Source organism: Burkholderia vietnamiensis LMG 10929 (genome assembly GCF_000959445.1).
Classification (GTDB): domain Bacteria; phylum Pseudomonadota; class Gammaproteobacteria; order Burkholderiales; family Burkholderiaceae; genus Burkholderia; species Burkholderia vietnamiensis.
Window position 1 is genome coordinate 1,749,757 of sequence record NZ_CP009630.1, and the last position, 25,334, is coordinate 1,775,090.

20 protein-coding genes are annotated in these 25,334 nt (G+C 67.9%); 10 read left to right on the top strand and 10 right to left on the bottom strand.

Going from position 1 to position 25,334, the window contains the following annotated elements; all coding sequences use genetic code 11:
• Positions 1-58 precede the first annotated feature (58 nt).
• Positions 59-904 carry an NAD(P)H-dependent oxidoreductase gene (locus AK36_RS07770; RefSeq protein WP_045578209.1) on the bottom strand — a complete coding sequence of 282 codons (846 nt, stop codon included), beginning with the start codon at positions 902-904 and terminating at the stop codon, positions 59-61.
• Positions 905-990: 86 nt separating this feature from the next.
• On the opposite strand from AK36_RS07770, the gene AK36_RS07775 reads away from it, so the two are divergent.
• Together AK36_RS07775 and AK36_RS07780 are read left to right on the top strand one after the other, a co-directional pair.
• Positions 991-1,884: a LysR family transcriptional regulator gene (locus AK36_RS07775; RefSeq protein WP_045578210.1), complete on the top strand. Its 894-nt coding sequence runs from the start codon at positions 991-993 to the stop codon at positions 1,882-1,884.
• Positions 1,885-2,060: 176 nt separating this feature from the next.
• The gene (locus tag AK36_RS07780; RefSeq protein WP_011881486.1) at positions 2,061-2,465 is read left to right on the top strand and encodes a DUF2471 family protein; all 405 of its coding nucleotides are present in this window, start codon (positions 2,061-2,063) and stop codon (positions 2,463-2,465) included.
• A 322-nt stretch (positions 2,466-2,787) separates the two neighbouring features.
• On the opposite strand, the gene AK36_RS07785 is transcribed toward AK36_RS07780, so the two are convergent.
• Positions 2,788-4,821: an NADPH-dependent 2,4-dienoyl-CoA reductase gene (locus AK36_RS07785; RefSeq protein ID WP_045578211.1), complete on the bottom strand. Its 2,034-nt coding sequence runs from the start codon at positions 4,819-4,821 to the stop codon at positions 2,788-2,790.
• A 76-nt stretch (positions 4,822-4,897) separates the two neighbouring features.
• Between AK36_RS07785 and AK36_RS07790 the strand changes: the two genes are divergently transcribed.
• Entirely contained in the window at positions 4,898-5,983 is a 1,086-nt protein-coding gene (locus AK36_RS07790; protein WP_041494083.1) for an AraC family transcriptional regulator, read from the top strand.
• Positions 5,984-6,285: 302 nt separating this feature from the next.
• Here AK36_RS07790 and AK36_RS07795 read toward each other — a convergent pair whose 3' ends face one another.
• Complete coding sequence (locus AK36_RS07795; RefSeq protein WP_011881483.1) at positions 6,286-6,714, bottom strand: MarR family winged helix-turn-helix transcriptional regulator; 429 nt, start codon at positions 6,712-6,714, stop codon at positions 6,286-6,288.
• Positions 6,715-6,824: 110 nt separating this feature from the next.
• Here AK36_RS07795 and AK36_RS07800 point away from each other — a divergent pair, with 110 nt between their 5' ends.
• The 5 genes from AK36_RS07800 (at position 6,825) to AK36_RS07820 (ending at position 12,485) form a co-directional block, all read left to right on the top strand.
• Positions 6,825-7,724: a LysR family transcriptional regulator gene (locus tag AK36_RS07800; RefSeq protein ID WP_011881482.1), complete on the top strand. Its 900-nt coding sequence runs from the start codon at positions 6,825-6,827 to the stop codon at positions 7,722-7,724.
• Positions 7,725-7,840: 116 nt separating this feature from the next.
• A complete protein-coding gene (locus AK36_RS07805; protein ID WP_041494082.1) occupies positions 7,841-8,272 on the top strand; it encodes a MarR family winged helix-turn-helix transcriptional regulator in 432 nt (143 codons plus the stop codon).
• A gap of 68 nt (positions 8,273-8,340) precedes the next feature.
• Positions 8,341-9,432 carry an HlyD family secretion protein gene (locus AK36_RS07810; RefSeq protein ID WP_034194939.1) on the top strand — a complete coding sequence of 364 codons (1,092 nt, stop codon included), beginning with the start codon at positions 8,341-8,343 and terminating at the stop codon, positions 9,430-9,432.
• Between the two features lie 13 nt (positions 9,433-9,445).
• Positions 9,446-11,020 (top strand): DHA2 family efflux MFS transporter permease subunit, encoded by a 1,575-nt coding sequence (locus AK36_RS07815; protein ID WP_011881479.1) that lies wholly within the window; start codon positions 9,446-9,448, stop codon positions 11,018-11,020.
• A 16-nt stretch (positions 11,021-11,036) separates the two neighbouring features.
• The gene (locus tag AK36_RS07820) at positions 11,037-12,485 is read left to right on the top strand and encodes an efflux transporter outer membrane subunit (RefSeq protein WP_045578459.1); all 1,449 of its coding nucleotides are present in this window, start codon (positions 11,037-11,039) and stop codon (positions 12,483-12,485) included.
• A 71-nt stretch (positions 12,486-12,556) separates the two neighbouring features.
• On the opposite strand, the gene AK36_RS07825 is transcribed toward AK36_RS07820, so the two are convergent.
• Together AK36_RS07825 and glmS are read right to left on the bottom strand one after the other, a co-directional pair.
• Positions 12,557-12,958 carry a TIGR02594 family protein gene (locus AK36_RS07825; protein ID WP_045578212.1) on the bottom strand — a complete coding sequence of 134 codons (402 nt, stop codon included), beginning with the start codon at positions 12,956-12,958 and terminating at the stop codon, positions 12,557-12,559.
• A gap of 239 nt (positions 12,959-13,197) precedes the next feature.
• Positions 13,198-15,015: a glutamine--fructose-6-phosphate transaminase (isomerizing) gene (gene glmS / locus AK36_RS07830; RefSeq protein ID WP_034194938.1), complete on the bottom strand. Its 1,818-nt coding sequence runs from the start codon at positions 15,013-15,015 to the stop codon at positions 13,198-13,200.
• A 1,015-nt stretch (positions 15,016-16,030) separates the two neighbouring features.
• Between glmS and wecB the strand changes: the two genes are divergently transcribed.
• A complete protein-coding gene (gene wecB, locus AK36_RS07835; protein ID WP_011881474.1) occupies positions 16,031-17,248 on the top strand; it encodes a non-hydrolyzing UDP-N-acetylglucosamine 2-epimerase in 1,218 nt (405 codons plus the stop codon).
• Between the two features lie 196 nt (positions 17,249-17,444).
• Here the strand turns inward: wecB and AK36_RS07840 are convergent, their stop codons facing one another.
• The 3 genes from AK36_RS07840 to AK36_RS07850 are packed head-to-tail and all read right to left on the bottom strand — an operon-like array spanning position 17,445 to position 20,175.
• Positions 17,445-18,125: an OmpA/MotB family protein gene (locus AK36_RS07840; RefSeq protein WP_014724567.1), complete on the bottom strand. Its 681-nt coding sequence runs from the start codon at positions 18,123-18,125 to the stop codon at positions 17,445-17,447.
• An 18-nt stretch (positions 18,126-18,143) separates the two neighbouring features.
• Positions 18,144-18,908 (bottom strand): flagellar motor protein, encoded by a 765-nt coding sequence (locus AK36_RS07845; protein WP_045578213.1) that lies wholly within the window; start codon positions 18,906-18,908, stop codon positions 18,144-18,146.
• 22 nt (positions 18,909-18,930) lie between these two features.
• Positions 18,931-20,175, bottom strand: a complete 1,245-nt coding sequence (locus tag AK36_RS07850) for a Crp/Fnr family transcriptional regulator (protein WP_014724565.1) — start codon at positions 20,173-20,175, stop codon at positions 18,931-18,933.
• Between the two features lie 480 nt (positions 20,176-20,655).
• On the opposite strand from AK36_RS07850, the gene AK36_RS07860 reads away from it, so the two are divergent.
• A complete protein-coding gene (locus tag AK36_RS07860) occupies positions 20,656-21,636 on the top strand; it encodes a hypothetical protein (protein ID WP_014724562.1) in 981 nt (326 codons plus the stop codon).
• A gap of 39 nt (positions 21,637-21,675) precedes the next feature.
• Here AK36_RS07860 and AK36_RS07865 read toward each other — a convergent pair whose 3' ends face one another.
• Positions 21,676-23,370, bottom strand: coding sequence for a bacteriophage N4 adsorption protein A (locus AK36_RS07865; RefSeq protein WP_014724561.1), 1,695 nt, complete (start codon positions 23,368-23,370; stop codon positions 21,676-21,678).
• Positions 23,367-25,325 (bottom strand): glycosyl transferase family protein, encoded by a 1,959-nt coding sequence (locus tag AK36_RS07870; RefSeq protein WP_014724560.1) that lies wholly within the window; start codon positions 25,323-25,325, stop codon positions 23,367-23,369. Before AK36_RS07870 ends, AK36_RS07865 begins: the two co-directional genes overlap by 4 nt.
• Between the last annotated feature and the right edge of the window lie 9 nt (positions 25,326-25,334).

Consider the following 25,334-nt stretch of genomic DNA (forward strand, 5'->3'; position numbering starts at 1 on the left):
CGGCGCTTGTCCGGCGGCGCACGGGCCGCAGTCCGTTACGACCCGACGAACGCCTGCCTCACGCGGCGTCCGCCGCCGCGGGCACGGGATCGCGCGCGTTGCTGCGTGGCGTACCGTGCGCCTCCTCGTGCGCGACGTGCGCCGCGAACCCCACGCTGCCGGGCGCGATCTCCGGCTTCAACGTCAGCGCCGGAATCTCGTAGTCGCCCGCGTTCTGCCGGCGAAACGGAATCGGCTGCGCGGTCCATAGCTCATCGAGACGCTTGCCGAGCGCCGCGCGTGTTTCGTCGAAGCGCACGTCGTTCATCTTTCCGGTACGGTGGATCGCGAACGGCGGCAGCACGTCGAACCCCGGGTAATACAGGACGCCGTGCTGGATCGGAAACAGCAGGTCGTCGAGCGGCCCGTTGATTCCGCGCGCGCTGTAGTGCGACGCCCAGCCGCCCGTCGTGACGATCACCATCGCACGCTTGCCGGCCATCATCCCTTCGCCGTATCGGTCGCCCCAGTGCGTATCGGAATGCTCGCCGACGCCGTACGCGAAGCCGTAGGCATACACGCGCTCGATCCATCCCTTCATGATCGCCGGCATCGAGAACCACCACAGCGGAAACTGCAGGATCAGCGCGTCGGCCCATTTCAGCTTTTGCTGCTCGCGCGCGATGTCGTCGCGCTGCGTGCCCGTCTCGTATGCGTGCTTCGAATCGTGCGAGGGATCGAAACGCGCGCCGGGCGCGCGCTCGGTCATGTCGTCGGCGTCGAGCGTGGGCTTCCAGTTCATCGCATACAGATCGGACACCTGCACCGCATGGCCGGCGGCCTCGAGATGCTGGACCGCGAAGTCGCGCAACGCACCGTTCAGCGAGCGCGGTTCGGGATGGGCATAGACGATCAGCACGTTCATGTTCGTGACTCCGTTGATTGAATGACTGCAGGATGCCGGCGCACTCGGTATATTGGAAATGAATTCCCGATATTCCTGGTATAGCCATGAACAATCTCAGACGCATCGACCTGAACCTGCTGGTCACGCTCGACGTGCTGCTCGCCGAGCACAACGTCACGCGCGCGGCCGCGCGGCTGAACATGTCGCAGCCGTCGGTGAGCGTGCAGTTGCAGAAGCTGCGCGACCTGTTCGGCGATCCGTTGCTGTTGCCGGGGCCGCGCGGCATGCGGCCGACCGCGCGCGCGCAAGCGTTGCGCGAGCCGCTGCGCGATGCGCTCGAAGCCGTCGAGCGCGCGGTGCTGACGGCCACGCCGTTCGATCCGGCCACCGCGACCAACACGTGGCGCGTGGCCGCGACCGACTACGGCGAATCGACGATCGTGCTGCCCGCCTTGAGCGCGCTGCGCGCGGCTGCGCCGGCGACGCGGCTGGCCGTCGTCGAGCTGGCGCCGCCGCGCATCGAGCAGGAAGCCGAACGAAACGGCATCGACCTCGCGTTCCACACGACCGAAGGCTCGCCCGACGGCATGCGGCGCCTGCCGCTGTTCGTCGAGCGATACGTGCTGGTAGGCCGCGCCGGTCATCCGAAGCTCAAGCGCCGCCTGACGCTCGCGCAGTTCGCTGCGCTGGAACACGTGATCGTGTCGCCCGACGGCGGCGGCTTCTTCGGCGTGACCGACGAAGCGCTCGCGAAAGCGGGCGCCGCGCGGCGGGTCGTGCTGTCGGTGCCGCATTTCCTGTTCGTGATCTCGGTCGTCGCCGCCACCGACCTCGTCGCGATGCTGCCCGAGCGACTGGTGCGCAATACGCCGGGGTTGCGCGTCGTCGACGCGCCCGTCGACGTGCCGGGCTACGAGATGTCGATGCTGTGGCACGAACGTGTACATCGCGACCCGGCGCATCGATGGCTGCGCGAGACGATCGTCGCGGCGGTGTGACGTGAAGCGGTCGCGGCAACGGGCGATGCATGCCGGTGATCGACGCCGCGGCCGTCGTACCACTGCCCGCACGAAGGACTTGAAACCGGATCGAACACTGTATATATTCACAGTGTTTTTGCATCATTCGACCCGAATTCCGTCACCCATGACGGACGGACTTTTGTGAGGCGACCATGTTTCAGTCATCCGCATTCGATCCCGAGCAACCCGGCTTCAATCCCGTCCAGTTCGAGCGTGCCGCGCAGCGGGCGGTCGGCGATCTGCAGCGTGTCGTCGGCGGCCCTGCGCAGCGCGCGCTCGGGCTGCGACGCCGCACCCACCCGGCCGCCGCCCGCACGATGAGCTGGCAGGCGCTGCTGAACGTCGAGGAGCTGGCGTTCTCGAATGCCGGTTTCCTGAACCGCAACGATCCGGCCGTCGTCGACGCGTTCATCCGGCTGCGCGACAGCCGGCTGGTCGCCGCGGACGTCGAGGAGCCGGTCGACTGGAGTCGCGACGACGACGATCTCCCGGCCGTCTACCTGATCGTCAAGGCGATGCTCGAAGCGGAACGGGAAGAGCGGGCCGAAGCGGCGTAAGGCGGGTGGCGGGTCGGTCGGGCTGGCGGTAAGCCGGCGGGCAGAACGCGCCGAGAGTGGGTCGGTCGCGCTCGGCATCATCGCGGGCGTGGGCCGTGTCGGGCCGTGTCGGGCCGAGTTAGCCGAGTTGGGGCCGGGGCTGAGTTGGCCGAATTGCGCGTATTGCGTGCGCTGCTCCGTATCGCGCGGCGCCGCGACGGTGCCAATCCGCGCCACCGCCCTGCGCGGAGATCGCCGCTTCATCGAAACAAACGCGCGCCCATCGCCCAGCCAAACCGCCGCACCGCCGCGCGCGCCATCGAAACGTCGAACCGAGCGCCGATTACAGCCGCGCCGCCAACCGCGCCCCCTGATCGATCGCCCGCTTCGCGTCGAGCTCCGCAGCCAGTTCCGCGCCGCCGATCAGATGCACCGAGCGTCCGGCCGCCTGCAGCGGCGCGAGCAGCGCGCGCTGCGGCTCCTGGCCTGCGCACAGCACGATCGTATCGGCTTCGATCAGTTCATGATCGCTACGTTGCTCGCCGTACGACACGTGCAGCCCACGTGCATCGATCCTTTCGTAGTTCACGCCGCCGATCATCTTCACCTGCTTCATCTTCAGCGTCGCCCGGTGAATCCAGCCGGTCGTCTTGCCGAGCCCCTTCCCGAGCGGCGCCGGCTTGCGCTGCAGCAGCGTCACCTCGCGCGCCGGCGCGGCGACCCGTGCGCGCGTCACGCCGCCGCGCGTCACGGCCGGATCGGTCACGCCCCATTCGGCCTTCCATTCGTCCAGATCGAGCGTCGGAGACTGGCCGTCCTGCACCAGGTATTCGGCGACGTCGAAGCCGATTCCGCCCGCGCCGACCACCGCGACACGCCGGCCGACCGGTTGCCGGCCCGCCAGCACGTCGATGTAGCTGAGCACGTTCGGGCCGTCCTGCCCCGGAATCTTCGGATCGCGCGGCGTCACGCCGGTCGCGAGCACGATCTCGTCGTAGCCGCCGTCGATCAACTCGCGCACGTCGACGCGGCGGTTCAGATGCAGCGTCACACCGGTCACCTCGATCTGGCGGCCGAAGTAACGCAGCGCCTCGTCGAATTCTTCCTTGCCCGGAATGCGCCTCGCCATGTTGAACTGGCCGCCGATCTGCGCGGCGGCGTCGAACAGGTCGACGCGATGGCCGCGCTGCGCGAGCACCGTCGAGCACGCCAGCCCGGCCGGCCCGGCGCCGACCACCGCGATGCGCTTCGGCTGCCGCACCGGCGTATAGACGAGTTCCGTCTCGTGGCACGCGCGCGGGTTCAGCAGGCACGACGCGATCTTGTTCTTGAACGCGTGATCGAGGCAAGCCTGGTTGCAGCCGATGCAGGTATTGATCTCGTCGGCGCGGCCCTGCGCGGCCTTGACGACGAACTCGGCATCGGCGAGCAGCGGGCGCGCCATCGACACCATGTCCGCGCAGCCGTCCGCCAGAATCTGCTCGGCCACCTCGGGCCGGTTGATGCGGTTCGTCGTCACCAGCGGGATGCCGACCTCGCCCTTCATCTTCTGCGTGACCCACGCGAACGCGCCGCGCGGCACCGACGTCGCGATCGTCGGCACGCGCGCCTCGTGCCAGCCGATCCCGGTGTTGATGATCGTCGCGCCCGCACGCTCGACGGCCTTCGCGAGCTGCACGGTCTCGCTCCAGTCGCTGCCGTCCGGGATCAAGTCGAGCATCGACAGCCGGTAGATCAGGATGAAATCGCGTCCGACCGCTTCGCGCGTGCGCTCGACGATCTCGATCGGCAGCCGGATCCGGTTCTCGTACGCACCGCCCCACTGGTCGGTGCGCTTGTTCGTATGCATCGAGATGAACTGATTGATCAGATAGCCTTCGGAGCCCATGATCTCGACGCCGTCGTAGCCGGCCTCGCGTGCGAGCTGTGCGCAGCGGACGAACGCGCGGATCTGCCGCTCGACGCCGCGCGCGCTCAGTTCGTGCGGCGCGAACGGCGAGATCGGCGACTTGATCTTCGACGGCGCGACCGCGAACGGGTGATAGCCGTAGCGGCCCGTGTGCAGGATCTGCAGCGCGATCTTGCCGTCGTGCGCATGCACGGCGTCGGTAATCACGCGATGCCGCCGTGCGCCGGCCGACGTCATCAGCGTGCCGCCGAACGGCTTGGTCCAGCCGGCCACGTTCGGCGCGAAGCCGCCCGTCACGATCAGGCCGACGCCGCCGCGCGCGCGTTCGGCGAAATAGTCGGCGAGGCGCGGCAGCGTCTTGCGGCTGTCCTCGAGGCCGGTGTGCATCGAGCCCATCAGCACACGGTTCTTCAACGTGGTGAAGCCGAGATCGAGCGGCGCGAGCAGGTGCGGAAAAGCGGTCGTCATGATGGTTTTGCCGGGATGCGATGAGCGTCATCGTAGGCCGCCCGCCGCGTTGAACGTGAGGGGGTAAACAGCCATAATGCTTGTCATTTCCGGCCAACTTCACATGACGAATCCGCGCCGCAAGGACCTTCTCGGGCTACGCCGGCCGACCATCCCGGTCGCCTATCCGCGCCTGCTGCTGCAGGCGCTGGCCGCGCGCGGCGTCGATCCGGCTGCCGTGCGCGCCGGCACGGGCCTGCGCGACGCGGTGCTGGCCGAGCCCGACGCGCGCGTCGCGCCGTCGCAATGGGGGCGGCTGGTGCTGAACGCGATCGCGATCGGCGGCGATCCGGGCATCGGGCTCGCGTTCGGCCTGTTGCTGAAGCCGACCGTGCACGGATTTCTCGGCTATGCGACGCTGACCGCGCGGGACATCCGCGACGCGCTGCGCGTCACGCAGCGCTACTTCCGGATGCGCAACCGCCAATACCGGCTCACCTACTCGGAGGACGCGCTCGGCGCGACGCTGGAATTGCACGGCGTGCAGGCCAGCCCGGTGCTGCAGCATCACGTGATGTTCGAGTTCGTGTTGACCGGGCTCGCGCAGAACATCTCGCAATGGTCGGCACGTTCAGCGCCGCCGATCGCGCTGCGCTTCACGTGGCCGGAGCCCGCCTACTTCGCGCGTTACCGCGAGCAGCTGCCGCCGGTCGAATTCGGCTGCGCGGCGAATGCGCTGTGGATTGCGCACGATGCGCTCGACTGGCCGCTGCCGCTCGCCGACGACGTCGCGCACCGGCAGGCGCTCGTGCAGGTCGAGCGCGAATACGCGCAGGTGCGGCAGGAAGAAGGCGATCTGGTCGAGCGCGTGCGCGCCGAGCTCGCGAGCGCGGCCGGCGACTATCCGGACCCGGATGCGCTCGCCGACGCGCTGCTCGTGTCGACGCGCACGCTGCGGCGCCGGCTGGAGGAAGCGGGAGCCAGCTATCGGCAGTTGCTGGACGAAGCGCGGTTTCGCGACGCGAAGCAGTTGCTCGCCGCGTCGGATCTCGATCTGAAGACGATCGCCGAGCGCTTGCAGTTCACCGATCCGGCGAATTTCACGCGGGCCTTCCGGCGCTGGGCCGGGCAGACGCCGAGCGCGTTTCGGCAAGCGGCTGCGGGCGATACGACGCAGGATTGAGCCGGACTATGCGTGCCGGCACGCGGGCGCGTTCGAGTGGTTCGAGTGGTTCGAGTGGTTCGAGTGGTTCGAGTGGTTCGAGTGGTTCGAGTGGTTCGAGTGGTTCGAGCGACCTCATCGGCTTGACCGACTGGACCCACGTGCCCGACCCGACCAACGCAACAGCGACCGGCGCATCGCGCGCGCAACGTCATCGACCACGCGCGACATCGCATCGGCGCATCTGCGCGCCCGCGCGGTGCAGTCACGACATCGCACCGCGCGTGCGGCCCGGCGCCTTCGCAGCCCGCCGCACCCGCGCCCTATCGCTGCCCGATTACGCCGAACAACTCGCTGCGCAGCGCCTTCGCGCGCGCACGGCCGAACTGCGCCTCGAACTCGTCCTGCGCAGCCTGCCACGCGATTTTCGCGCGCGCGTAGGTACGCCGGCCGGCGGCCGTGAGGCTCAGTGCATGCGCACGCGCGTCATCCTCGGACGCGGCCGCGGCGACCAGCCCGTCGCGCTGCAACGGCTTGAGTGCGCGCAGCAGCGTCGTGCGGTCCATCACCAGCGTGTCCGCCAGCTCGCTCATCCGCTGCTCGGGACGGTGCGACAGATTGGCCATGATCGCGAATTGCGCGGCCGTGACTCCGACCGGCGCGAGATGCCGCTCATAGAGTTGCGTGACGAAGCGCGCGGCCTGCCGCAGCGCGAGACAGTTGCAGGCCTGCACAATCTGGGTGTCGTTCATGCACGGCAATTTATATGTGCATATGCATAAAGTCAATGTACACTGCGCCGTGACATGGCTGGGCCGGCCGCGTACGTCACGTGCCCCGCCATCGCTTCGAGGAAACGGGCATGGACTACATCGACAAGTTGCGGGTCTTCCGGACGGTGGTCGAAACGCGCAGTTTCACGCGAGCGGCCGATATCCATGGCCTGGCGCGGCCGGTGGTGTCGCGGGCCGTCGCCGATCTCGAGGCGCGCTTCGGTAGTCGCCTGCTGCACCGGACCACGCGTCAGGTATCGCTCACCGAAACCGCCGAGCGCATCTACGACCGCTGTGCGGCGGTTCTCGACGAACTCGACTCGCTCGAAGCACAGGCGCTGGCGCACACGCGCGAGCCGGAAGGGCTGCTGCGGCTCGTCGCGCACACGACGGCCGCGCTGAACCGGCTCGTGCCGCTGATCGCCGGCTTCAAGGCCGCGCATCCGAAAATCCGCCTCGATGTCACGCTGACCGAGCGCCCGGTCGATCTCGTCGGCGAAGGTTACGACATCGGCATCGTCGTCCCGTACATGCTGACGAGCGAAACGACGATCGTGCGGCTCGTGGAACGCATCCCGGTGGTGATCGTCGCGACGCCCGCGTATCTGCGCACGCATCCGCGGCCCGAGACTCCCGCCGCACTCGCCGGCCACGCGTTCGTGCCGATGTCGCCGTCGTTGCGCCGGCCCGCGCTGTCGTTCCGCGACGGCAACGACATGGTGACCGTGCCGCTGAGCTTCGACATTTCGTCGAACAGCCCCGTCTTCAACCGCGAAATGGTGATGCGCGACTTCGGCATCGGCGTGGTGCCGAGGACGCTGGTCGAGCCCGAACTCGCGTCCGGTGCGCTGGTGCAATTGCTCGAAGGCGCCGATCTCGTCGACGCGTTCGTCGAGATCAAGCTCGCCTATGCGAACCGCGCGCTGCTGCCCGCGAAGGTCAAGGCGTTCATCGACTACGCAGCCGCCTACGGCGACGGCGCGCGCTGATTGGTGCCGGCGCGCGCACGCGCCGCGCATCGCACGCTCGATTGGTACGGCCGCGACACCAATCTGATCCCGCGCGGCTGCTCGCTTCGCGGCGCGCCGCGCCCTAGCATGTGCACATGCACAACACCCCACTCAGCGACGACGATTGCTTCGCGGTCCGGCAAGCCGCGCGGCGGATCTCGCAGTTCTACGAGCGCTACCTGTCGCGGGCGAACGTCACGCCGTCGCAGTACAGCATTCTCGCGCTGCTGCGCGAGCACCCAGGCCTGTCGATGGCGACGCTGTCGGCCGTCCTGGTGATCGAGCGCACCGCGCTGTTGCGCGCGCTGAAGCCGCTCGTCGGCGCGGCGCTCGTCAGCGGCCGCGTCGAGCCGCGGTGCCGCCGCCGAACGTTCTCGTTGACCGCAGAGGGCGAAGCGAAGATCGCCGCAGCACAGGTGCACTGGCGCGCCGCCCAGCACGCATTCGAGCAACGCTTCGGCACAGCACGCGCGGCACGCCTCAGAGACGAACTGTTCACGATCACGCACGACCTGGCGACGCGCTGATCGACGACCTCACCGATCGTCGACCAATCGCCGATCGCCCCGATACGTGCATATACATGGATGCATCGATGGAAACGACCCAAACCGCTGCGTCGCGCGACGCGGCTACAGCCGACCGGCCCGCGAAGCAGCAACGCCGCGTGCCGTGGATGCGGATCGCGGTCGCGGCGGTGGTCGTCGCGGTCGCGGCCGCGACGCTCGACTGGCTGTTCGTGCTGCGCTTCGAGGAAAGCACCGACGACGCCTATGTCGGCGGCGACGTGACGGTGCTCGCGCCGAAGGTCAACGGCTTCGTCGACAAGATCCTCGTGACCGACAACCAGCGCGTGAAAGCCGGCGACGTGCTCGTGCAGCTCGACGCGCGCGACTACGACGCGAAGCTGGCGCAGGCCAGCGCCGAAGTCGACGGCGCGCGCTCCGCGGTCGCCGAACTCGAAGCGAAGCAGCAGCTTCAGTACGCGGTGATCGGCCAGCATGCGGCGGACCGTCACGCGTCGGCGGCCGAGCTCGCGCGCGCCGCGTCGGATCGCGAGCGCTACCGCGAGCTCGTGAAGTCCGACGCGGTGTCGAACCAGATCGTCGAGCGCGCGGATGCCGACTATTCGAAGGCGGACGCCGCCGTCGCCCGCAGCGACGCCGCGCTGCTCGCCGCGCAGCGGCAGCTCGACGTGCTCGGCGCGCAGCTCGCCGACGCGCGGGCGCGCGTGAACACGGCACTGGCCGCCCAGCGGGTCGCGGCGCTGAACGTCGAATACACGACGATCCGCTCGCCGGTCGACGGCTACGTGGGCAACCGCACGGGCCGCGTCGGGATGCTCGCGAACGTCGGCGCGCCGTTGCTGACGATCGTGCCCGCGTCCGGCCTGTGGATCGACGCGAACTTCAAGGAAGACCAGTTGCGCAGGATGCGCGCGGGCGAGCGCGTCGACGTCGCGCTCGACGCGTCGAGCACGCGCCTGCATGGCCGCGTCGACAGCCTCGCGCCCGCGACCGGCGCGACGTTCAGCGTGCTGCCGCCCGAAAACGCGACGGGCAACTTCACGAAGATCGTCCAGCGCGTGCCGGTGCGCGTGCATCTCGACCCGCAGCCGGGGCTCGAACGCGTGCTGCGTCCCGGCCTCTCGGCGGTCGTGACCGTGCATCTCGACCGCGCGAACTGAGCCGGAGCCGACGATGACCACCGCGTTTTCCGGCAACCCCGCGTCGCAACCGACGAAGCAGCGCGTGTTCGCGTTCGCGCTGATGTGCGTCGGCTTCTTCATGGCGACGCTCGACATCCAGATCGTCGCGTCGTCGCTGCGCGACATCGGCGGCGGGCTCTCCGCGAGCCAGGACGAACTGTCGTGGGTGCAGACGGCCTACCTGATCGCCGAGATCATCGTGATCCCGATGTCGGGCTGGCTGTCGAAGGTGATGTCGACGCGCTGGCTGTTCGTCGCGTCGGCGGTCGGCTTCACGATCACGAGCATGCTGTGCGGGCTCGCCTGGGACATCAACTCGATGATCCTGTTCCGCGGGCTGCAGGGTGCGCTCGGCGCCGCGATGATCCCGACCGTGTTCACGACCGCGTTCGTGTTGTTTCCGGGCAAGCAGCGGCTGATCGCATCGACGACGATCGGCGCGCTCGCGTCGCTCGCACCGGCGATCGGGCCAGTGATCGGCGGCTGGATCACCGATCAATGGTCGTGGCACTGGCTGTTCTACCTGAACCTCGTACCGGGCATCGTCGTGGCCGCGCTGGTGCCGCGCTACGTGCACATCGACGAACCGGACCCGAGCCTCGTGAAGCGCGGCGACTATCGCGGCATCGCGCTGATGTCGGGCTTTCTCGGCTGCCTCGAATACGTGCTCGAAGAAGGCCCGCGCAAGAACTGGTTCAGCGACGACGCGATCGTCATCTGCGCGTGGATCTCCGCGATCTGCGGCTTCCTGTTCATCGTGCACGCGTTGACGGCCGACGATCCGATCGTCGACCTGCGTGCGCTCGCCGTACGCAACTTCGGGATCGGCAGCCTGCTGTCGTTCGTCACGGGGATCGGGATCTTCGTGACGGTGTTCCTCACGCCGCTGTTTCTCGCGCAGGTGCGTGCGTTCAGTTCGCTGCAGATCGGCATCGCGCTGCTGTCGGTCGGCGCATTCCAGTTGCTCGCGCTGTGCGCGTATGCATTCGCCGCGCGCTACGTCAGCATGCGCGCGCTGCTCGTGTTCGGGCTCGTCTGCTTCGGCCTCGGCTGCTACCTGTACACGCCCATCACGCACGACTGGGGCTGGCGCGAGCTGCTGCTGCCGCAGGCGCTGCGCGGCATCGGCCAGCAGTTCAGCGTGCCGCCGATCGTGACGATGGCGCTCGGCTCGCTGCCGCAGTCGCGGCTGAAATCGGCGAGCGGCCTGTTCAACCTGATGCGCAACCTCGGCGGCGCCATCGGCATCGCGGTGAGCGCGACGATGCTCAACGATCGGCTGAACTTTCACTACCTGCGGCTGAACGAGCACGTGAGCGCGGGCGAGCCGCAAGTCGCATCGCTGCTCGATCGCCAGGCCGCGTACTGGAGCGCGGTCGCCGGCAACACGCTCGATACCGCGCAGGCCGGCCTCGCGACCCTGCACCGGCTGATCTACCGCGAAGCGCTGACGCTGACCTACGCCGATGCGTACTACGCGCTGTCGCTGTGCTTCGTCGTCGCGCTGGTCGCCGTCGCGTTTTCCCGTCCGATCACGCTGAATGCGCCGCCACCCGACGCACACTGAAGCCGAGACCCCGATGATGAAACGACTGCTCGTCGCGCTGGCCGTCAGCGCATTCGCCGCCGGCTGCGCGCTGCAGCCCGCGCAGCATGCCGCGCTTCCCGATGCCGTTGCGTCGGTCGCGCCCGCCGCTTGGGACGCCGACGTGCCGCGCACGGACGTCGACGCCGCCGCGTGGTGGGCGCAGTTCGACGACCGCGTGCTCGATCGGCTGGTCGCAACCGTGCTCGACGCCAACCTCGATCTGCAGGCCGCCGCCGAACGCGTGAAGCAGGCGCAGGCGCTGACCGCACGCAAGCGCGCGGCGCTGCTGCCCGAGCTCGATGCGAGCGCGCACGCGGCCGACGCGCGCCAGAACACGCCGCCGCCGCTCGGCTACGTGCGGCAAGCCGGCGCCGGGCTCGCGCTGAGCTGGTCGCCGGACGTGTTCGGCGGCGAGCGGCTCGACCTGCTGGCCGCGCAAGCCGAACTGGTCGGGCAGAAGCATGCGGAAGACGCGATGCGGCTTGCACTCGCGGCCGACGCGGCGTCCGCCTATGTCGACCTGCGCTGGGCCCAGCAGGAGCTGACCATCCTCGAGGACAACGCGGCGCTGCGCCGGCGCGCGCTCGAACTGACGCGCAAGCGCCAGGCATTCGGGTTATCGACGGAACTCGACGTCACGCGCGCGCAGAACCAGCTCGATGCGCTGGACGCGCGGATTCCGCCGACGCACGCGCAGATCGCTCATCAGCTCAACCTGATTGCCGTGTACGCCGGGAGAACGCCCGAGTCGGTGGACCGGCTCCTGCTCGCGCAGCGCGGCGAGGTGCCGGTGTCGCCGGCCGGCTCGCCCGCGACGCTGCCGTCGCAGGCGCTGCTGCGACGGCCCGACGTGCTCGCCGCCTATGCGCAGGTCGAACGGCGTGCGGCGCAGGTCGGCGTCGCGAAGGCCGAGCGGTATCCGAAGTTCTCGCTGAACCTGACCGACGGAATCCTGGCCGCGTCGTATCTCGGGCTGCCGACGCTCACCGACAACCTGTTCAGCGCGGCATTGAGCGCGACGAGCCCGATCTTCGACGCCGGACGCATCACCGCCGACATCGCGCAGAGCGAAAGCCGGATGCGCGAGTCGGAGCTTCGACTGCGGCAGACGATGCTGCAGGCGCTGCGGGAGGTCGAGGATGCGCGGGCGAATCTGGTCAGCAGCGACGCGGCAACGCAGCGGCTCGCGAGCGCGCTGTCGGCGTCCAATCACGCGCTCGGGCTCGCGAACCAGCTTTACAAGGGCGGCGCCACCGATTTTCTCGACGTGCTGTCGGCACAGGAGGTGTATTTGCGCGACGCCGAGGCACTCAATCAGGCGCGGCGCGAGCATGCGCTCGCCGCGGTCGCGTTGTATCGGTCGCTCGGTGGCGGCTGGAGCTGCAACGATGCAGCGGGCGGGACGGAGCCGGAAGCCGTCGCGGCCACCGCTGCGGCCCGCTGACCGGTGCGCCGGCGACCTTCGCCGCATCGAAACGCTCCACGCCCGCCCGTCGACTCGGCGATGCCGCGCATTCAGCCGACGTCAGGCCACCGGTATCCGATCACCTCGCTCACCGGATACGCGAGCTCGCGCACCTCGTCGAGCTGATTGCCGCCGAACAGATGCACGTGCGTGTGGTCGTGACGCAGATAGAACCCGACGTGGCCCTTCCAGCTCGCCGGATCGTCGCGCGTGAGCACGGCGATGCAGCCCTGCTCCAGCGGCCGCCCCCAGTCGAGCCACGAACGCGCGAGCGCCGACCCGGTGCCGCGAATGCCCGCATGCGCGATGCACCAGTTGACGAACGACGAGCACCACGAAATCTTGTCGTCGTAGCCGACCAGATTCGTGTGGCCGTTGTATTCGACGATGCGCGGGTTGCTGCTGCCGGGCGGGAAGCGGCGGATGCCGAGCTCGGCCAAAGCGATGTGCATCCACGGCGGGTGGCCGGTGTGTGCGTTGCGTTCGGGATTCGATCGGTTCACGGGGGCCTCGGGTTCGGTTCTCGGAACGGTCGGCCAATCTTCGCATGAATCGGGCGGCCGTCGCAGCGGCGTTTTGCGGCTCGCGGCCCCGGTAACGAAACATGCGAACGACTTCATCGCCTGCGCCCACGGCCCCAACACGCTAACCGCTCCGCTCTGAGGCGCCGCACACGCACCGCCCGTCCCCGTCACTCCACCGTCACCGATTTCGCGAGATTCCTCGGCTTGTCGATATCCGCGCCGCGCAGCCGCGCCGCGTGATAGGCGAGCAGCTGCAGCGGCACGACGTGCAGGATCGGCGACAGCAGCCCGTAGTAGTCGGGCATCCGCAACACCGACACGCCCTCGCCGTCGTCGATGCGCGTATCGGCATCGGCGAACACGTAGAGCTGGCCGCCGCGCGCGCGCACTTCCTGCATGTTCGACTTGAGCTTCTCGAGCAGCGCGTCGTTCGGCGCGATCGTCGCGACCGGCATCGCGTGGGTCACCAGCGCGAGCGGCCCGTGCTTGAGTTCGCCGGCCGGATAGGCCTCCGCATGGATGTACGAAATCTCCTTGAGCTTCAGCGCGCCTTCGAGCGCGATCGGGTAATGCAGGCCACGCCCGAGGAACAGCGCGTTCTCGTGCTGCGCGAATTCCGCGGCCCAGCGCTCGATCTGCGGCTCGAGCGCGAGCACGTCGTCGAGCGCGTTCGGCAAGCGCCGCAACTGCGTCGTGTAGCGGGCGAGCTGCGCGTCGTCGACGCAGCCGCGCAGCCGGCCGAGCGTCACCGCCAGAATGAACAGCGCGACGAGCTGCGTCGTGAACGCCTTGGTCGACGCGACGCCGATTTCCGGGCCTGCACGCGTGAGAAAGCGCAGGCTGGTCTGGCGCACCATCGCGCTGGTCGGCACGTTGCAGACGGCCAGCGTGTCGATGTGGCCGAGCGCCTGCGCATATTTGAGCGCGGCGAGCGTGTCGGCGGTCTCGCCCGATTGCGACACGCACGCGACCAGCGTGTTCGGCAGCGCGAGCGCATCGCTGTAGCGGTATTCGCTCGCGATCTCGACCTGCGCGGGCAGCCGCGCGATCGTCTCGAGCCAGCGACGCGCCGTCAGGCCCGCGTAGTAGCTCGTGCCGCACGCGACGATCAGCACGTTGTCGATCTGCTCGAACGCGCGCGTCGCGTCGGGCCCGAAGGCAGCCGGATCGAACAGCCCCGCGTCGGGAATCGTCGCGGCGACGGCCTGCGGTTGCTCGAAGATCTCCTTCTGCATGAAATGCCGGTACGCGCCGAGCTCGACCACGCCGTGCGCCGGCGCGACCGTCTGCACCGGGCGCTCGACGGGCGCGCCGTCGCGCGTCAGAATCCGCACGCCGGCGGGCGTCAGCTCGACGACGTCGCCTTCCTCGAGAAAAATGAAGCGATCGGTGATGCCGGCCAGCGCGAGCGCGTCGGACGCGAGAAAGCACTCGCCGTCGTTCAGGCCGACCACCAGCGGCGAGCCGACGCGCGCACCGATCAGCCGCTGCGGCTCGTGCTTGCTGAACACGGCGATCGCATACGCGCCGTGCAGCTGTGACGTCGCATCGCGCACCGCGGCGAGCAGGTCGCCGCGGTACTTGCTGTGGATCAGGTGCGCGACGACCTCGGTGTCCGTCTGTCCGTCGAATTCGTAGTGCGCGTCCGATAGTTGCCTGCGCAACGTCTCGTGATTCTCGATGATGCCGTTGTGCACGAGCGCGATCTCGTCGCGCGAGAAGATCGGATGCGCGTTGCAGGTGGCCGGCGCGCCATGCGTCGCCCAGCGCGTGTGCGCGATGCCGGTGCTGCCGGCGAGGCCCGCGCTGCGCACGTGCGCGTCCAGATCGGCGACGCGCGACACGCTGCGCGCGCGGCGCGCCTGGCCGTCGACGACCGTCGCGACCCCGCATGAATCGTAGCCGCGATATTCGAGGCGACGTAAACCCTCGATCAGAACCGGAACGATGTCCCGTTGCGCGACCGCGCCGACGATGCCACACATGACCCGTCTCCTTGCCCCTGTTCGTCCATCGGCCGTGCGCCGCGGTTTTTCGTCCACCGTGGTCGCACCCGCAGGTCCGTCGCAACTGCGCACATGCGCGTGCATCTCGTGCGTCGCGCCACATCCGAACGTAGGCACACCGAGCGCTGTTTCCGGCTCCGCCGTATCGGTATCGCCGAGCTGCGTCGGCCGCCGCACGCCTGCACCATCGAACAAGCAAGCGTCGAGCCATCGACCGACTTCGCCCACGCGGCAAGGGCCGGCGATGCGCCGACGCGCTCGCCGACGCGCCGCGCCGTCCGTTTTTGATTCATCGCCGCATCATCGCTCTCGACCGTCGGCGAGACGATCCACCGCGTCGCGTCGCGCATCGACGCAAGGCCTGCAAGCCGCGCGGGGTAAGGGCTGCGCAGGCGTCGGTCATCGCATCGCGACTGCGTCGCCGCGCCGTGCCGTCGGCATCCGCGATGTCGCGCCGGCTGCGAATGGACACCGCACATGTTTCAGATGCGCAACATTTCGCGATCTCGCGCGGCCGTCCGGTCGTTTCACGCGCGGGCCGTCATGCAACGCGATGCCGCACGCAACGAACGACGCCACGCGTCGTACGGGGCGACGCCACGGGTGCAACTCAGCGTCCCCGCCGCGCGCCGGCGCGCCGCGCTCGTAGCAATTGTGAAACGTTCGACGCGTTGCCGATGCGGCGCGGGCGTCGGGGCCGGGCCACGCGGCGGGTGGTTTGAATATTGCTGTATTGGCAACGGGGAGCGGTCGCGACGAACGGCACGGCAAAGAACGCTCATGACGTAACCGGAATCGCGACGACACCACGGTCGTCCGGCGATGGCGCGGCGCAGATCACGCGGGCCAACACGCGGCGCTCGCCGTTGCAACGCCGCCGCACCTCGTGCGGTGCGAACCGACGCAATCGCGACGTGCGTCGGCCGGTGGCGTGCGAGCAGGTCGATGTCGGGAGCCGGTTCCTTCCGCTCAGAAAAGCTATACGGGGATATCAATGAAGAAGATCTTGCTTGTATTCGGAACCCGGCCGGAAGCCATCAAGATGGCGCCGCTCGTTCGCGCGCTGAAGGCGCGCGCGGATGTCGACGCGAAGGTGTGCGTCACCGCACAACATCGGCAAATGCTGGATCAGGTGCTGTCGTTGTTCGACATCGAGCCCGACTACGATCTCGATCTGATGCGTCAGGGCCAGACGCTCAGCGACGTGACGACCGGCATCCTGCATGCGATCGGCGCGGTGTTCGACGACCTGCGCCCGGACATCGTCCTCGTGCATGGCGACACGACCACCACGCTGGCCGTGAGCCTCGCGGCGTTCTATCGCTATCTGCCGATCGGGCACGTGGAAGCGGGCCTGCGCAGCGGCGACATCTGGTCGCCGTGGCCGGAGGAGCTGAACCGTCGCGTGACGGATGCGGTGTCGTCATGGCACTTCGCGCCGACCGGCCAGGCGCGCGACAACCTGTTGAGCGAAGGCGTGCCGGTCGGCTCGGTGGTGATGACGGGCAACACGGTGATCGACGCGCTGCACGACGTCAAGCACATGCTCGAACGCGACGACGCGCTCAGCCGCGAGGTCGCCGCGCGCTTTCCGTTCCTCGACCCGACGGCCCGCATGGTGCTGATCACGGGCCATCGCCGCGAGAGCTTCGGCGAGCCGTTCCGGAATTTCTGCGAGGCGCTGCGCACGCTCGCGCACCGCTATCGCGACGCGCAGTTCGTCTACCCGCTGCACCTGAATCCGAACGTGCGCGAGCCGGCGCTCGCGCTGCTCGGCGGCGAGGCCAACATCTACCTGATCGAACCGCAGGAATATCTCGCGTTCGTGTATCTGATGTCGCGTTCGCACTTCATCATCACGGACTCGGGCGGCATCCAGGAGGAAGGGCCGGCGCTCGGCAAGCCCGTGCTCGTCACGCGCGACACGACGGAGCGCCCCGAAGCGATCCGGGCCGGCACCGCGCGGCTCGTCGGCACGGACCCGGAGCTCATCGTGCGGGAAGCGTCGCGGCTGTTCGACAGCGCGAGCGCCTACGACGAGATGGCGCGTGCGAGCAACCCGTACGGCGACGGACATGCGAGCGAGCGGATCGTCCATGCGCTGATGCATACGCCGGCGTCGAGCGCGAATACGACGAGCTTCTCGATGGGCGCGGCCGAACTGCCGCTCAACGCGCTCACGCTCGGATTGCAGGCGTTGCGCTCGCCCTGAGCGGGGCGGCGTCTGGGGGCTCGGTCTGCCGGTTCCGGGCAGCGCGGAAGGTCGCCGCTATTGAGCGTAGCGGCGCGTGCGCGTGCGTTCGACGGATCGGCAGGCACCGGCAGGCACCGGCAGCAACGCGGCGTCGATCTCGGATGTGGAGCATCAGCACACGCAATGCAATCGCATCCGCAGCCGCAGCCGCCGTTCAGTACGCGACAAAGATCGTCACGCGCCGATTACGCGCGCGTGCGGCCGCGTCGTCGCCGGTGACGAGCGGCTGCGTATCGGCGCGGCCGATCGCCGCGAGCCGGTGCGGCGCGACGCCGCGCTCCGCGAGATAGCGCACGACGCTGCCGGCCCGCGCGGACGACAGCTCCCAGTTCGATTCGTATTTCGCGTTCGCGATCGGCACGTTGTCGGTATGCCCTTCGACGAGGATGTCGCCGCTCGCATGCTCGCTCAATGCGCGCGCGATCTGGGTCAGCACCGGCGCCGCATCGGGCAACAGACGCGCGTCGCCGACGTTGAACAGCACCTTCGCGTCGATGCCGATCTCGATCCCGTGCGGCGCGCGCACGAGCGCGATGCGGCCGGCCGTCTTCAGTGCATCGAGCGACGCGAGCCACGCGGGCACGCGCTCGGGCAGCGTGATGGCCGCCGTGCCGCGCGCGGCGTCGTCGTGCCGCGCGAGCGTCTGATAGCGCGCGTCGAGCGCGTTGTACTTCGCGAGCTGCAGCACGTACAGCGCGAGAAACAGCACCATCAGCGTCGTGATCAGATCCGCGTACGAGATCAGCCAGCGCCCGGTCTGCGCGTCGTCGCCTTCATCGTCGTCGCGACCGGTCGCCGTTGCGCCCGCGCGCGCGGCCTCAGTTCGTGCCGTCATGTCGATGCTCCACGGGCGTCATGCGAGCGACTCGGCCGCGCGGCCGCGCACGTCGCCGGCCAGGCGCGTTTCGATCGTGTGCGGCGATTCCTTGCGCGAAATCGCGAGCAGCCCGTCGAGGTACAGCTTGCGAAACCGCAGCTCGCTGTCGATCTGCGCACGCAGCTTGCCGTACAGCGGCAGAAACACGAGGTTCGCGAACGCGAGACCGTAGAGCGTCGCAATGAACGCGACGGCGATGCCCGGTCCGAGCTGCGCAGGCTCGAGGATGTGGCTCGTCACCTGCACCAGCCCGAGCACCGAGCCGAGAATCCCGAAGGTCGGCGCATAGCCGCCCGCCTGATGCCACACGCGCGCCGCCGCGAGCCGGCTGCGCTCGTAGGCGTCGAGCTCGCGCTGCAGCGCATCCTCGAGCACGGCGCTCGACACGCCGTTCGCGAGCAGTTCCAGCCCGCGTCGCGCGAACGGATGAATGCCGGTCACGTCCATCGATTCGAACGCGAGCAATCCGTTGAGCTTCGCGCGGTCGCCCCATTCGAGCAGGTCGCTCAGATGCTTGCGGTCCACTTCCTGCGCGCGCACGAACGCGAGCCGCAACTGCTTGACCGCATCGAAAAAGCGCGCCCAGGTGTTCTGGATCATCACCGCGCCGAGCGTGCCGCCGAGCACGATCACGAGCGCCTCGAACTGGAACAGCATCGAGAAGTGGCCGCCTTCGAGCGCGAAGCCGAACACGATGGCCGTGCCACCGAGCAGCACGCCAGCCAGGGTCAACAGGTCCATGTCGTCTCCGTCGGGCCGCGCGTCACGCGTCGGACGACGCGAGCGGCGCCGGCGCAGCGCCGGCGGCCGGCGCCTTGGCCGCGCGAACGGCCTCCACCACGCGGCGCTCGATCTCGCCGACCTCGAGCGGATCGAGCTTCAGCTCGCGGCGCATCACCCACGACACCTCGTTGCGCCGCGCTTCGGTCATCACCGAGAACAGCTTGTCGGCGATCGCACGATCGTCGAGGCTCGCGATCAGCTTCGCGAGATCGTACGTATCGAAGCCGCTGATCACGTCGAACAGCGTGCGCTGGTCGACCCACACGACGTCCTCCAGCGACTGCACGTCGCCCGCGCGCGGGTGACGCCGCGAGAAATACGCGACGCCCTTCTGCTCGACGTAGCCGAGCACCTTCGACTTGCGGAACGCGAACAACTCGTCGGCGATCTCGCCGTGCGACAGCTTGTTGAGCAGCAGCTTGCGGTCGACGCCGATCAGCGCCTCCAGATCGGCCAGCTCGATCAGCTCGAGCTCGCTGTTGATCGACAGGTCGAGGTCGTGATCGGCGACCTGCTGCGCGCGATCGACCACGCGGGCGGCGTCGAACGTGACGACCTGGCGCCCGTCCGTGGACGATCCATAGTCGGCCATGCCGCCGGCATGCTCGGCCGACGCGGCCTCGATCGTGACGAGATTGAGCTTCTCCATGCGGCGCAGCATCGCGAGCACGTGCGGGCGCGAATGGCCGGCGATCGCGCGGCAGCGGCGAATCACGTCGGCGAGCGGCACCGAGGTCTCCGCGGCTTGCGTCTGCATCGGCCGGCGCGACCATGCGTCGTCCGAGCCGCGCGCGTCGGCGCCGGCCATCAGCGACAGCACATGCGCATACGACAGCACGCCCGGCATGAAGTCGGCGTGCGTATAGGTCGCGAGCTGGTCGTCCTTGCGCTTCACGCGACGGATCATCGTGCGCACGATGTGGCGCAGCAGCGCGGACACATGCTCGATTTCCTCGTCGAGCGTCGACGCAGGCACGACCGTGAGCTGGCAGAACGACAGCGCCTTCGCGGTGTGCGCGCGCGGCTCGGCCCCGAGCAGCGCCGCTTCGCCGAAGAAGTCGCCGCGCCCGAGCGTGCCGATGACGATGCGTTTGTCCTCGCAACGCGTCGACAGCTCGACCTTGCCGTCCGCGATCAGAAAGATGACGGGCTCGCCGGCGAAGCCCTCCGAGTAGATGATCTCGCCGGGCGCGGCCGTACGCGTCCAAGATTGCTGACGGTTCAAGTTGGTTCCCCTGCTGCGCTGATTGTTGCGGACTGCGCGTCGCACGTCGGAGGCATGCGATCGACAGTCTTCCCCGTTCCCGTTTAACGTCATCGCCACACGCATCCTTTAGCAATTTCCTGCGGTTTTCCGGCCGAGATCAACGCCAAACGTTTGCGTGCCGCCTCGCGCACGGTCCACTTCGTGCGATGCGTGCGCCGGCGCTCGACGATGCATGCGTGCGCGTCGGGCGAGCCGAACCAGTGGATCGTCGCGCGAGCGCGCATGCAGCGCATCGCGCGCCGACACGCTCCGCCGCGCGAACCTCGCTCGCGACCGTGCGGAAAACGCGTTCTCGAATTCGCTTGGGGATGCTTCGTTTATCTCGCGCGCGCATGGGTCCGCGCATGACCCCACAGCCCATTGAACCCTTTTTCTTCCATTATCGTCGGATAATTAGCTTTTATTTTCGTCTAAAATCGCGCTTCCTCTGAACATAGGATGGAACGAGTTTTGATTAAGCTGACGAAAACTATCTCGCGTACGGCCATCGCCGCATGCGTGGCTTGTGCCGGTCTGATGCCGCTGTCCCAGTCGGCCCAGGCCCAGGTCGAGCCTTTGAAGAACCCCGTCTATGGGGTCACGCTGGACGACCTGACCAAACTCGATGCGATCGTCGCGTCGCTGCAGAACCTGCCGTACCGCCCGACGGTGCGCGTCGTGTTCGATCCGGGCACGTCGGCGGCCGACTACTACGCGCCGCTGCTGCGCCTGCACTCGGTCGCATACGTGATGGGCGAAATCTACGATTCGTACTATTTCCCGACGACGTTGTCGGCGTACCAGGCGCGCACGCAGGAACTGGTGTCGCAGCTGAAGAACACCGTCGACGTGTGGGAAATCGCGAACGAAATCAACGGCGAATGGCTGCGCAACGACCCGAACGGCACCAACACGGTGGTCAACTCGGAAGAGCAGCAGATCGGCCAGATGGTCGCCGCGGCCAATACGATCGTGAAATCGAACGGCGGCAAGACGGCCATCACGCTGTACTACAACGACGACAGCAAGGGCAACAACTGCTGGGCGAAGCCGCAGGATTACTGGAAGACCTGGCCGACGAATTTCCTGTCGTCCACGGTGCGCCAGCAAGCCGACTACGCGCTGTTCAGCTACTACCCGTATCAGGACTGCCCGGGCCTGAGCCCGTCGTGGAAGAACGACTTCGCGGCGCTGGAAAGCATCTTCCCGAACGCGAAGGTCGGCTTCGGCGAAATCGGCACGTCGGACATCGCCGCGCCGACGTCGGTGCAGCAGAACCTCATCACCACCTACTACCCGATGGTCAACAGCATGACCGATCCGCGCTTCATCGGCGGGTTCTTCTGGTGGAACTACGTCGAGGAGATGCTCCCGTATTCGACGAGCGGCTACTTCAAGCTGCTGCGTCAAACGATCATCACGCTCAAATCGCCCAGCTGATCGCGTCGTAGCGATCCGTCCAGGCGTCAGCGCAGCCGCTCAGAACCACAATGTCGCGCGCACCACGAGACCACGTGCGCGGGCCGCTGACGTCAACGGAAACCGGTATTGCACCGTCACATCGACGTAGCTCGCCGGCGCCGTATAGCGCCCTTCGCGGAACCAGTACCGGAACTGGATGCCCGGCCCCACGCCGATCGCCGTCTCGTCCTTCTCACGGTTGTCGTGATCGCCCGCCACCGCGACGTGCGGATAGACGGTCAGACGATTGCCGAGCATCGGCAGACGCCACGTGTGGCCATAGCGCAGCTCCGAATAAACGATGTAGCGCCCCGCGTGAATGAAATAGGCGCCTTCTACATAGGCCTGCCAGCTGCGCCAGCTCGGCTCGGTCACGCGCAGGTCGGTGCCCGCTTCCGACGAATATCCCAAACGCATCAGCCAGTCCGTCATCGACAGGCTGCCGATGTGGAACAGCCGCTCGGCGGTCATCACCACGTTCTGATCCGGTATCGGCTTGTAGCGCACGCCCACCGACCCCTGCACCGTCGGCATGCCGGTCACGTTGCCGTTGCCGTCGTACGCGGTGCCGTAACCGCGCACGAAGAACTGCAGGATGCGCCCGTTCTGGTAGCCGATCTTCGGCGGCTGCCAGTACGCCTCGACGCCCGGCTGCAGCACGCTGATCGTTCCTTGCGGGCCGAACGCGGCCGATTGATACGGCGCGCTCAGCACGAAACCCCACGTGCGCTGCAGTTGCTCGACTTCGCGCCGATAGCCGAACTTGCGCTGCGTGTCGAACGCGTGCTCGCTTTCGTCGGCATCGAGACTGTGCTCGAACATCTGCACCGATTCGTCGTTCAGGCCGATCCGCTTCGCCGCATAGCCGGCATCCGCATAGTTCATCGCGTTGCCGGCGCCGCCGGCGAAGCCTTGCTGGAACGCGTCGAGCGCATCGCGATCGCGGTGCTCGCGCAGCAGGTCGTACGCGTGTTGCAGATGCTGCATCGCCGAGTCGTCGGCCGGTGCCTGCGGCGGCCGATCGACCTGCCGCGCCTGCGCGGCGATCGCGGCGGCCATGTTGCGTTCGGTGTCCGTCGCCGCGTCGCTGGCGGCCAGTTCGGCCATCCGGATCGCCGTGTCGTGATCGCCGGCCTGCAGGCTCAATTGCGCGATGCGCACCTGGATCACCGCGGATTTTTCATCGGCGAGCGGCGCCAGCGCGATGCCCGCTTCATGCGGACGGTTCGCCGCGAGCGCGCTGTCCGACCATGCGAGCCGCAGGTTGCGCTGCTGCTCCGCGCTCCACTTGCCGCCCGCCACGGCGGCCGAGAAGTCGCGGCACGCGACGTCGTAGCGCATCTGGCGCTGCGCGAGATAACCGTGCTGCGCGAGCACGGCCGCGCTGTTCGGAAAACGTGTGCTCAGCGATTCGAGCAGCGCGTCGGCGTCGTCGACCTTGCCTTCGCGCCGGTACACGTCGACGAGCAACAGTCCGAGCTGCTCGCTGCCCGGCTGGATCTGCAGTGCGCGCAACGCATACACCTCCGCGCGGGGCAGGTCGCCGGCGTCGATTGCCTTGTAGGCGCCGTCGGCCAGCCGGAACGCTTTGGGGACGAGCGGCCGGGCAGCGTGCGCGGGCGGCTGCCACGCGAGCGACATGGCGAGCGCCAGTGCGCTGAGCCGCGCGCAGCGCGCGAGGCCGGCGGTGATCGGACGGGTCGAGCGTTTCATGCCTGTTCTCCCGACGGCCGAATCGCCGCAGATGCCTGCATCGACGCGCCGTCGCCGTCGCGTAGCCGCGAGATCTCGACGAAGCGCGAGTGCCGCGCGAGTTCGGCGGAAATTTCCGCATCGCACGCGATGAAGTACGCGACGTTGGTACGCGCGCCGCGTCGCACGACCTCCTGTTCGTCCTGAGTGAGCGGGCGGCCGACCGCGATGTTCAGCGTGCCGTCGTCGGCGGTGGAAAACGGAATCGCGCGATACGCGTACTGCAACTCGAAGGCCAGCGAGTCCGCGAAATGGCCGACAGCAACGTTGCCCAGGCTCACGCGCGGCAGATCGGCCTGCTCGGCGATCGCGTCGGCGAGCGATTCGGTCGACAGCATGCTCGCGTCGAGCAACAGCTCGCCGAGCCGCTTGCCGCACGTCACTTGCTTGTCGAGGCATGCCTGCAGCTGCTCGAGCGACAGCACGCCCCAGCCGACCAGGATCTCGCCGATCCTGCGCCGCACTTTCCCGAGCGCTTCGTTCGACAGATAGGTGTGGCTGGTCTTGTCCCACGCGATCGGCTTGCCGCTCACCAGGTGGCCAAGATAGATGCGCCACGCGCGGCAAACCGCGTAGAAGTTGATCATGTTGTTGACGAACATCCGCGGGACCGACAGCACCCCCTGCAGCGGGCCGTTCAGCTTGCTGACGAAGTGCACGCGCTGTCCGGCGCGCGCGACCAGCATGAAGGTGTTCACCCACAGCAGCGGCGCGATCCACGGGCCGTTCGTCGCGAAATGAACGCTGGCCGGGAGCGCATGGCCGGTTTTCTCGAGGACGGCAAGCAGCACGAAATTGAGCAGCACGACGTAGGCGATCACCGAGAACAGCGACGTCACGATGCCCTTGCGATCGTGGAAGAACATGTAGCGGGTGAGCAGGTCGCCTTTCCAGCCGAGCTGCTCCCAGCCTTGAAACGCGATGCCGAGCACCCAGCGCGCGCGCTGCCGGTATGCTGTTCTGAACGTCTTCGGAAAGTACTCGCGCGTCGCGAGCAGGTTCTCACGTGCCGCGCCTTTGCGCGCGTTGCGCGCCTGCGCATCGCGCGCGACGTCCGACAGCGGGAAGCGGGCGAACGTCTCCGTCATCCCGAGGTCCCTCAGCCGGAAGCTGAAGTCGTAGTCCTCGGTCAGCGAACTGGTGTTGAACGCATTGCCGCCGCTCGCCTTCATCGCCGCGTCGATCGCGCGGCGGCTGTAGCACGACGCCACGCCCGCGCCGGGCACGACGCCGGTCAGACGCGCGCGCACCGGCACGTCCTTCTGATGCGTTTCGCTGAAATCGTCGAGGTAACAGCCGGCGACGAACTCGTTCCATTTGCGCGGCAACGACAGCACGGGAAGCTGCACGAGGTCGCTCTGCGTGACCGCGTGGTTCAGGTACTTCAATTCGGCCGGGTGAATCACGTCCTCGCAGTCGTGCATCACGACGCCGGCGAACTGAATGCGGTGGACGTCCTCGTAACGCAGGATCGCATCGAGAATCCAGTTCAGGCAGTCGGCCTTGCAGGTCGGCCCGTCGTTGCGCACCGTCGCGCGCGTGACGCGCCCGGGGTAGCGTCGAACCATCCGTTCGACTTCGGCCGTAGTTTCGGCATCGTTGTGATAGGTGCCGACGAAGATCACATAGCGTTCGTACTCGATGGTCGCGAGCGTGTTCTCGATCATCTTCGCGATCACGTCGTACTCTTTCCACGCCGGCACCATCAGCGCCAGATAACGCTCGTCGAGCGCGCGCAGCATGCCGATGTCGATGGCTGGCGCCTTCTCGCGACGCAGGACCCGGCGGATTTCGAACGACCAGTAACAGGCATCGAGCGTGAGATCGTCGAGCGTGCTGATCAGGATAACGATCGCGGTCACGATGGCGACGACGTCGAGCGCCGACAGATACGCACTCCATATTGTATGGTTCATCATGTTTTC

Excerpts from the sequence above, each read along its gene's own strand:
- AK36_RS07770 (WP_045578209.1), bottom strand. The coding sequence starts at position 904 with ATGAACGTGCTGATCGTCTATGCCCATCCCGAACCGCGCTCGCTGAAC.
- AK36_RS07775 (WP_045578210.1), top strand. The coding sequence starts at position 991 with ATGAACAATCTCAGACGCATCGACCTGAACCTGCTGGTCACGCTCGAC.
- AK36_RS07780 (WP_011881486.1), top strand. The coding sequence starts at position 2,061 with ATGTTTCAGTCATCCGCATTCGATCCCGAGCAACCCGGCTTCAATCCC.
- AK36_RS07785 (WP_045578211.1), bottom strand. The coding sequence starts at position 4,821 with ATGACGACCGCTTTTCCGCACCTGCTCGCGCCGCTCGATCTCGGCTTC.
- AK36_RS07790 (WP_041494083.1), top strand. The coding sequence starts at position 4,898 with ATGCTTGTCATTTCCGGCCAACTTCACATGACGAATCCGCGCCGCAAG.
- AK36_RS07795 (WP_011881483.1), bottom strand. The coding sequence starts at position 6,714 with ATGAACGACACCCAGATTGTGCAGGCCTGCAACTGTCTCGCGCTGCGG.
- AK36_RS07800 (WP_011881482.1), top strand. The coding sequence starts at position 6,825 with ATGGACTACATCGACAAGTTGCGGGTCTTCCGGACGGTGGTCGAAACG.
- AK36_RS07805 (WP_041494082.1), top strand. The coding sequence starts at position 7,841 with ATGCACAACACCCCACTCAGCGACGACGATTGCTTCGCGGTCCGGCAA.
- AK36_RS07810 (WP_034194939.1), top strand. The coding sequence starts at position 8,341 with ATGGAAACGACCCAAACCGCTGCGTCGCGCGACGCGGCTACAGCCGAC.
- AK36_RS07815 (WP_011881479.1), top strand. The coding sequence starts at position 9,446 with ATGACCACCGCGTTTTCCGGCAACCCCGCGTCGCAACCGACGAAGCAG.
- AK36_RS07820 (WP_045578459.1), top strand. The coding sequence starts at position 11,037 with ATGAAACGACTGCTCGTCGCGCTGGCCGTCAGCGCATTCGCCGCCGGC.
- AK36_RS07825 (WP_045578212.1), bottom strand. The coding sequence starts at position 12,958 with ATGCACATCGCTTTGGCCGAGCTCGGCATCCGCCGCTTCCCGCCCGGC.
- glmS (WP_034194938.1), bottom strand. The coding sequence starts at position 15,015 with ATGTGTGGCATCGTCGGCGCGGTCGCGCAACGGGACATCGTTCCGGTT.
- wecB (WP_011881474.1), top strand. The coding sequence starts at position 16,031 with ATGAAGAAGATCTTGCTTGTATTCGGAACCCGGCCGGAAGCCATCAAG.
- AK36_RS07840 (WP_014724567.1), bottom strand. The coding sequence starts at position 18,125 with ATGACGGCACGAACTGAGGCCGCGCGCGCGGGCGCAACGGCGACCGGT.
- AK36_RS07845 (WP_045578213.1), bottom strand. The coding sequence starts at position 18,908 with ATGGACCTGTTGACCCTGGCTGGCGTGCTGCTCGGTGGCACGGCCATC.
- AK36_RS07860 (WP_014724562.1), top strand. The coding sequence starts at position 20,656 with ATGGAACGAGTTTTGATTAAGCTGACGAAAACTATCTCGCGTACGGCC.
- AK36_RS07865 (WP_014724561.1), bottom strand. The coding sequence starts at position 23,370 with ATGAAACGCTCGACCCGTCCGATCACCGCCGGCCTCGCGCGCTGCGCG.
- AK36_RS07870 (WP_014724560.1), bottom strand. The coding sequence starts at position 25,325 with ATGAACCATACAATATGGAGTGCGTATCTGTCGGCGCTCGACGTCGTC.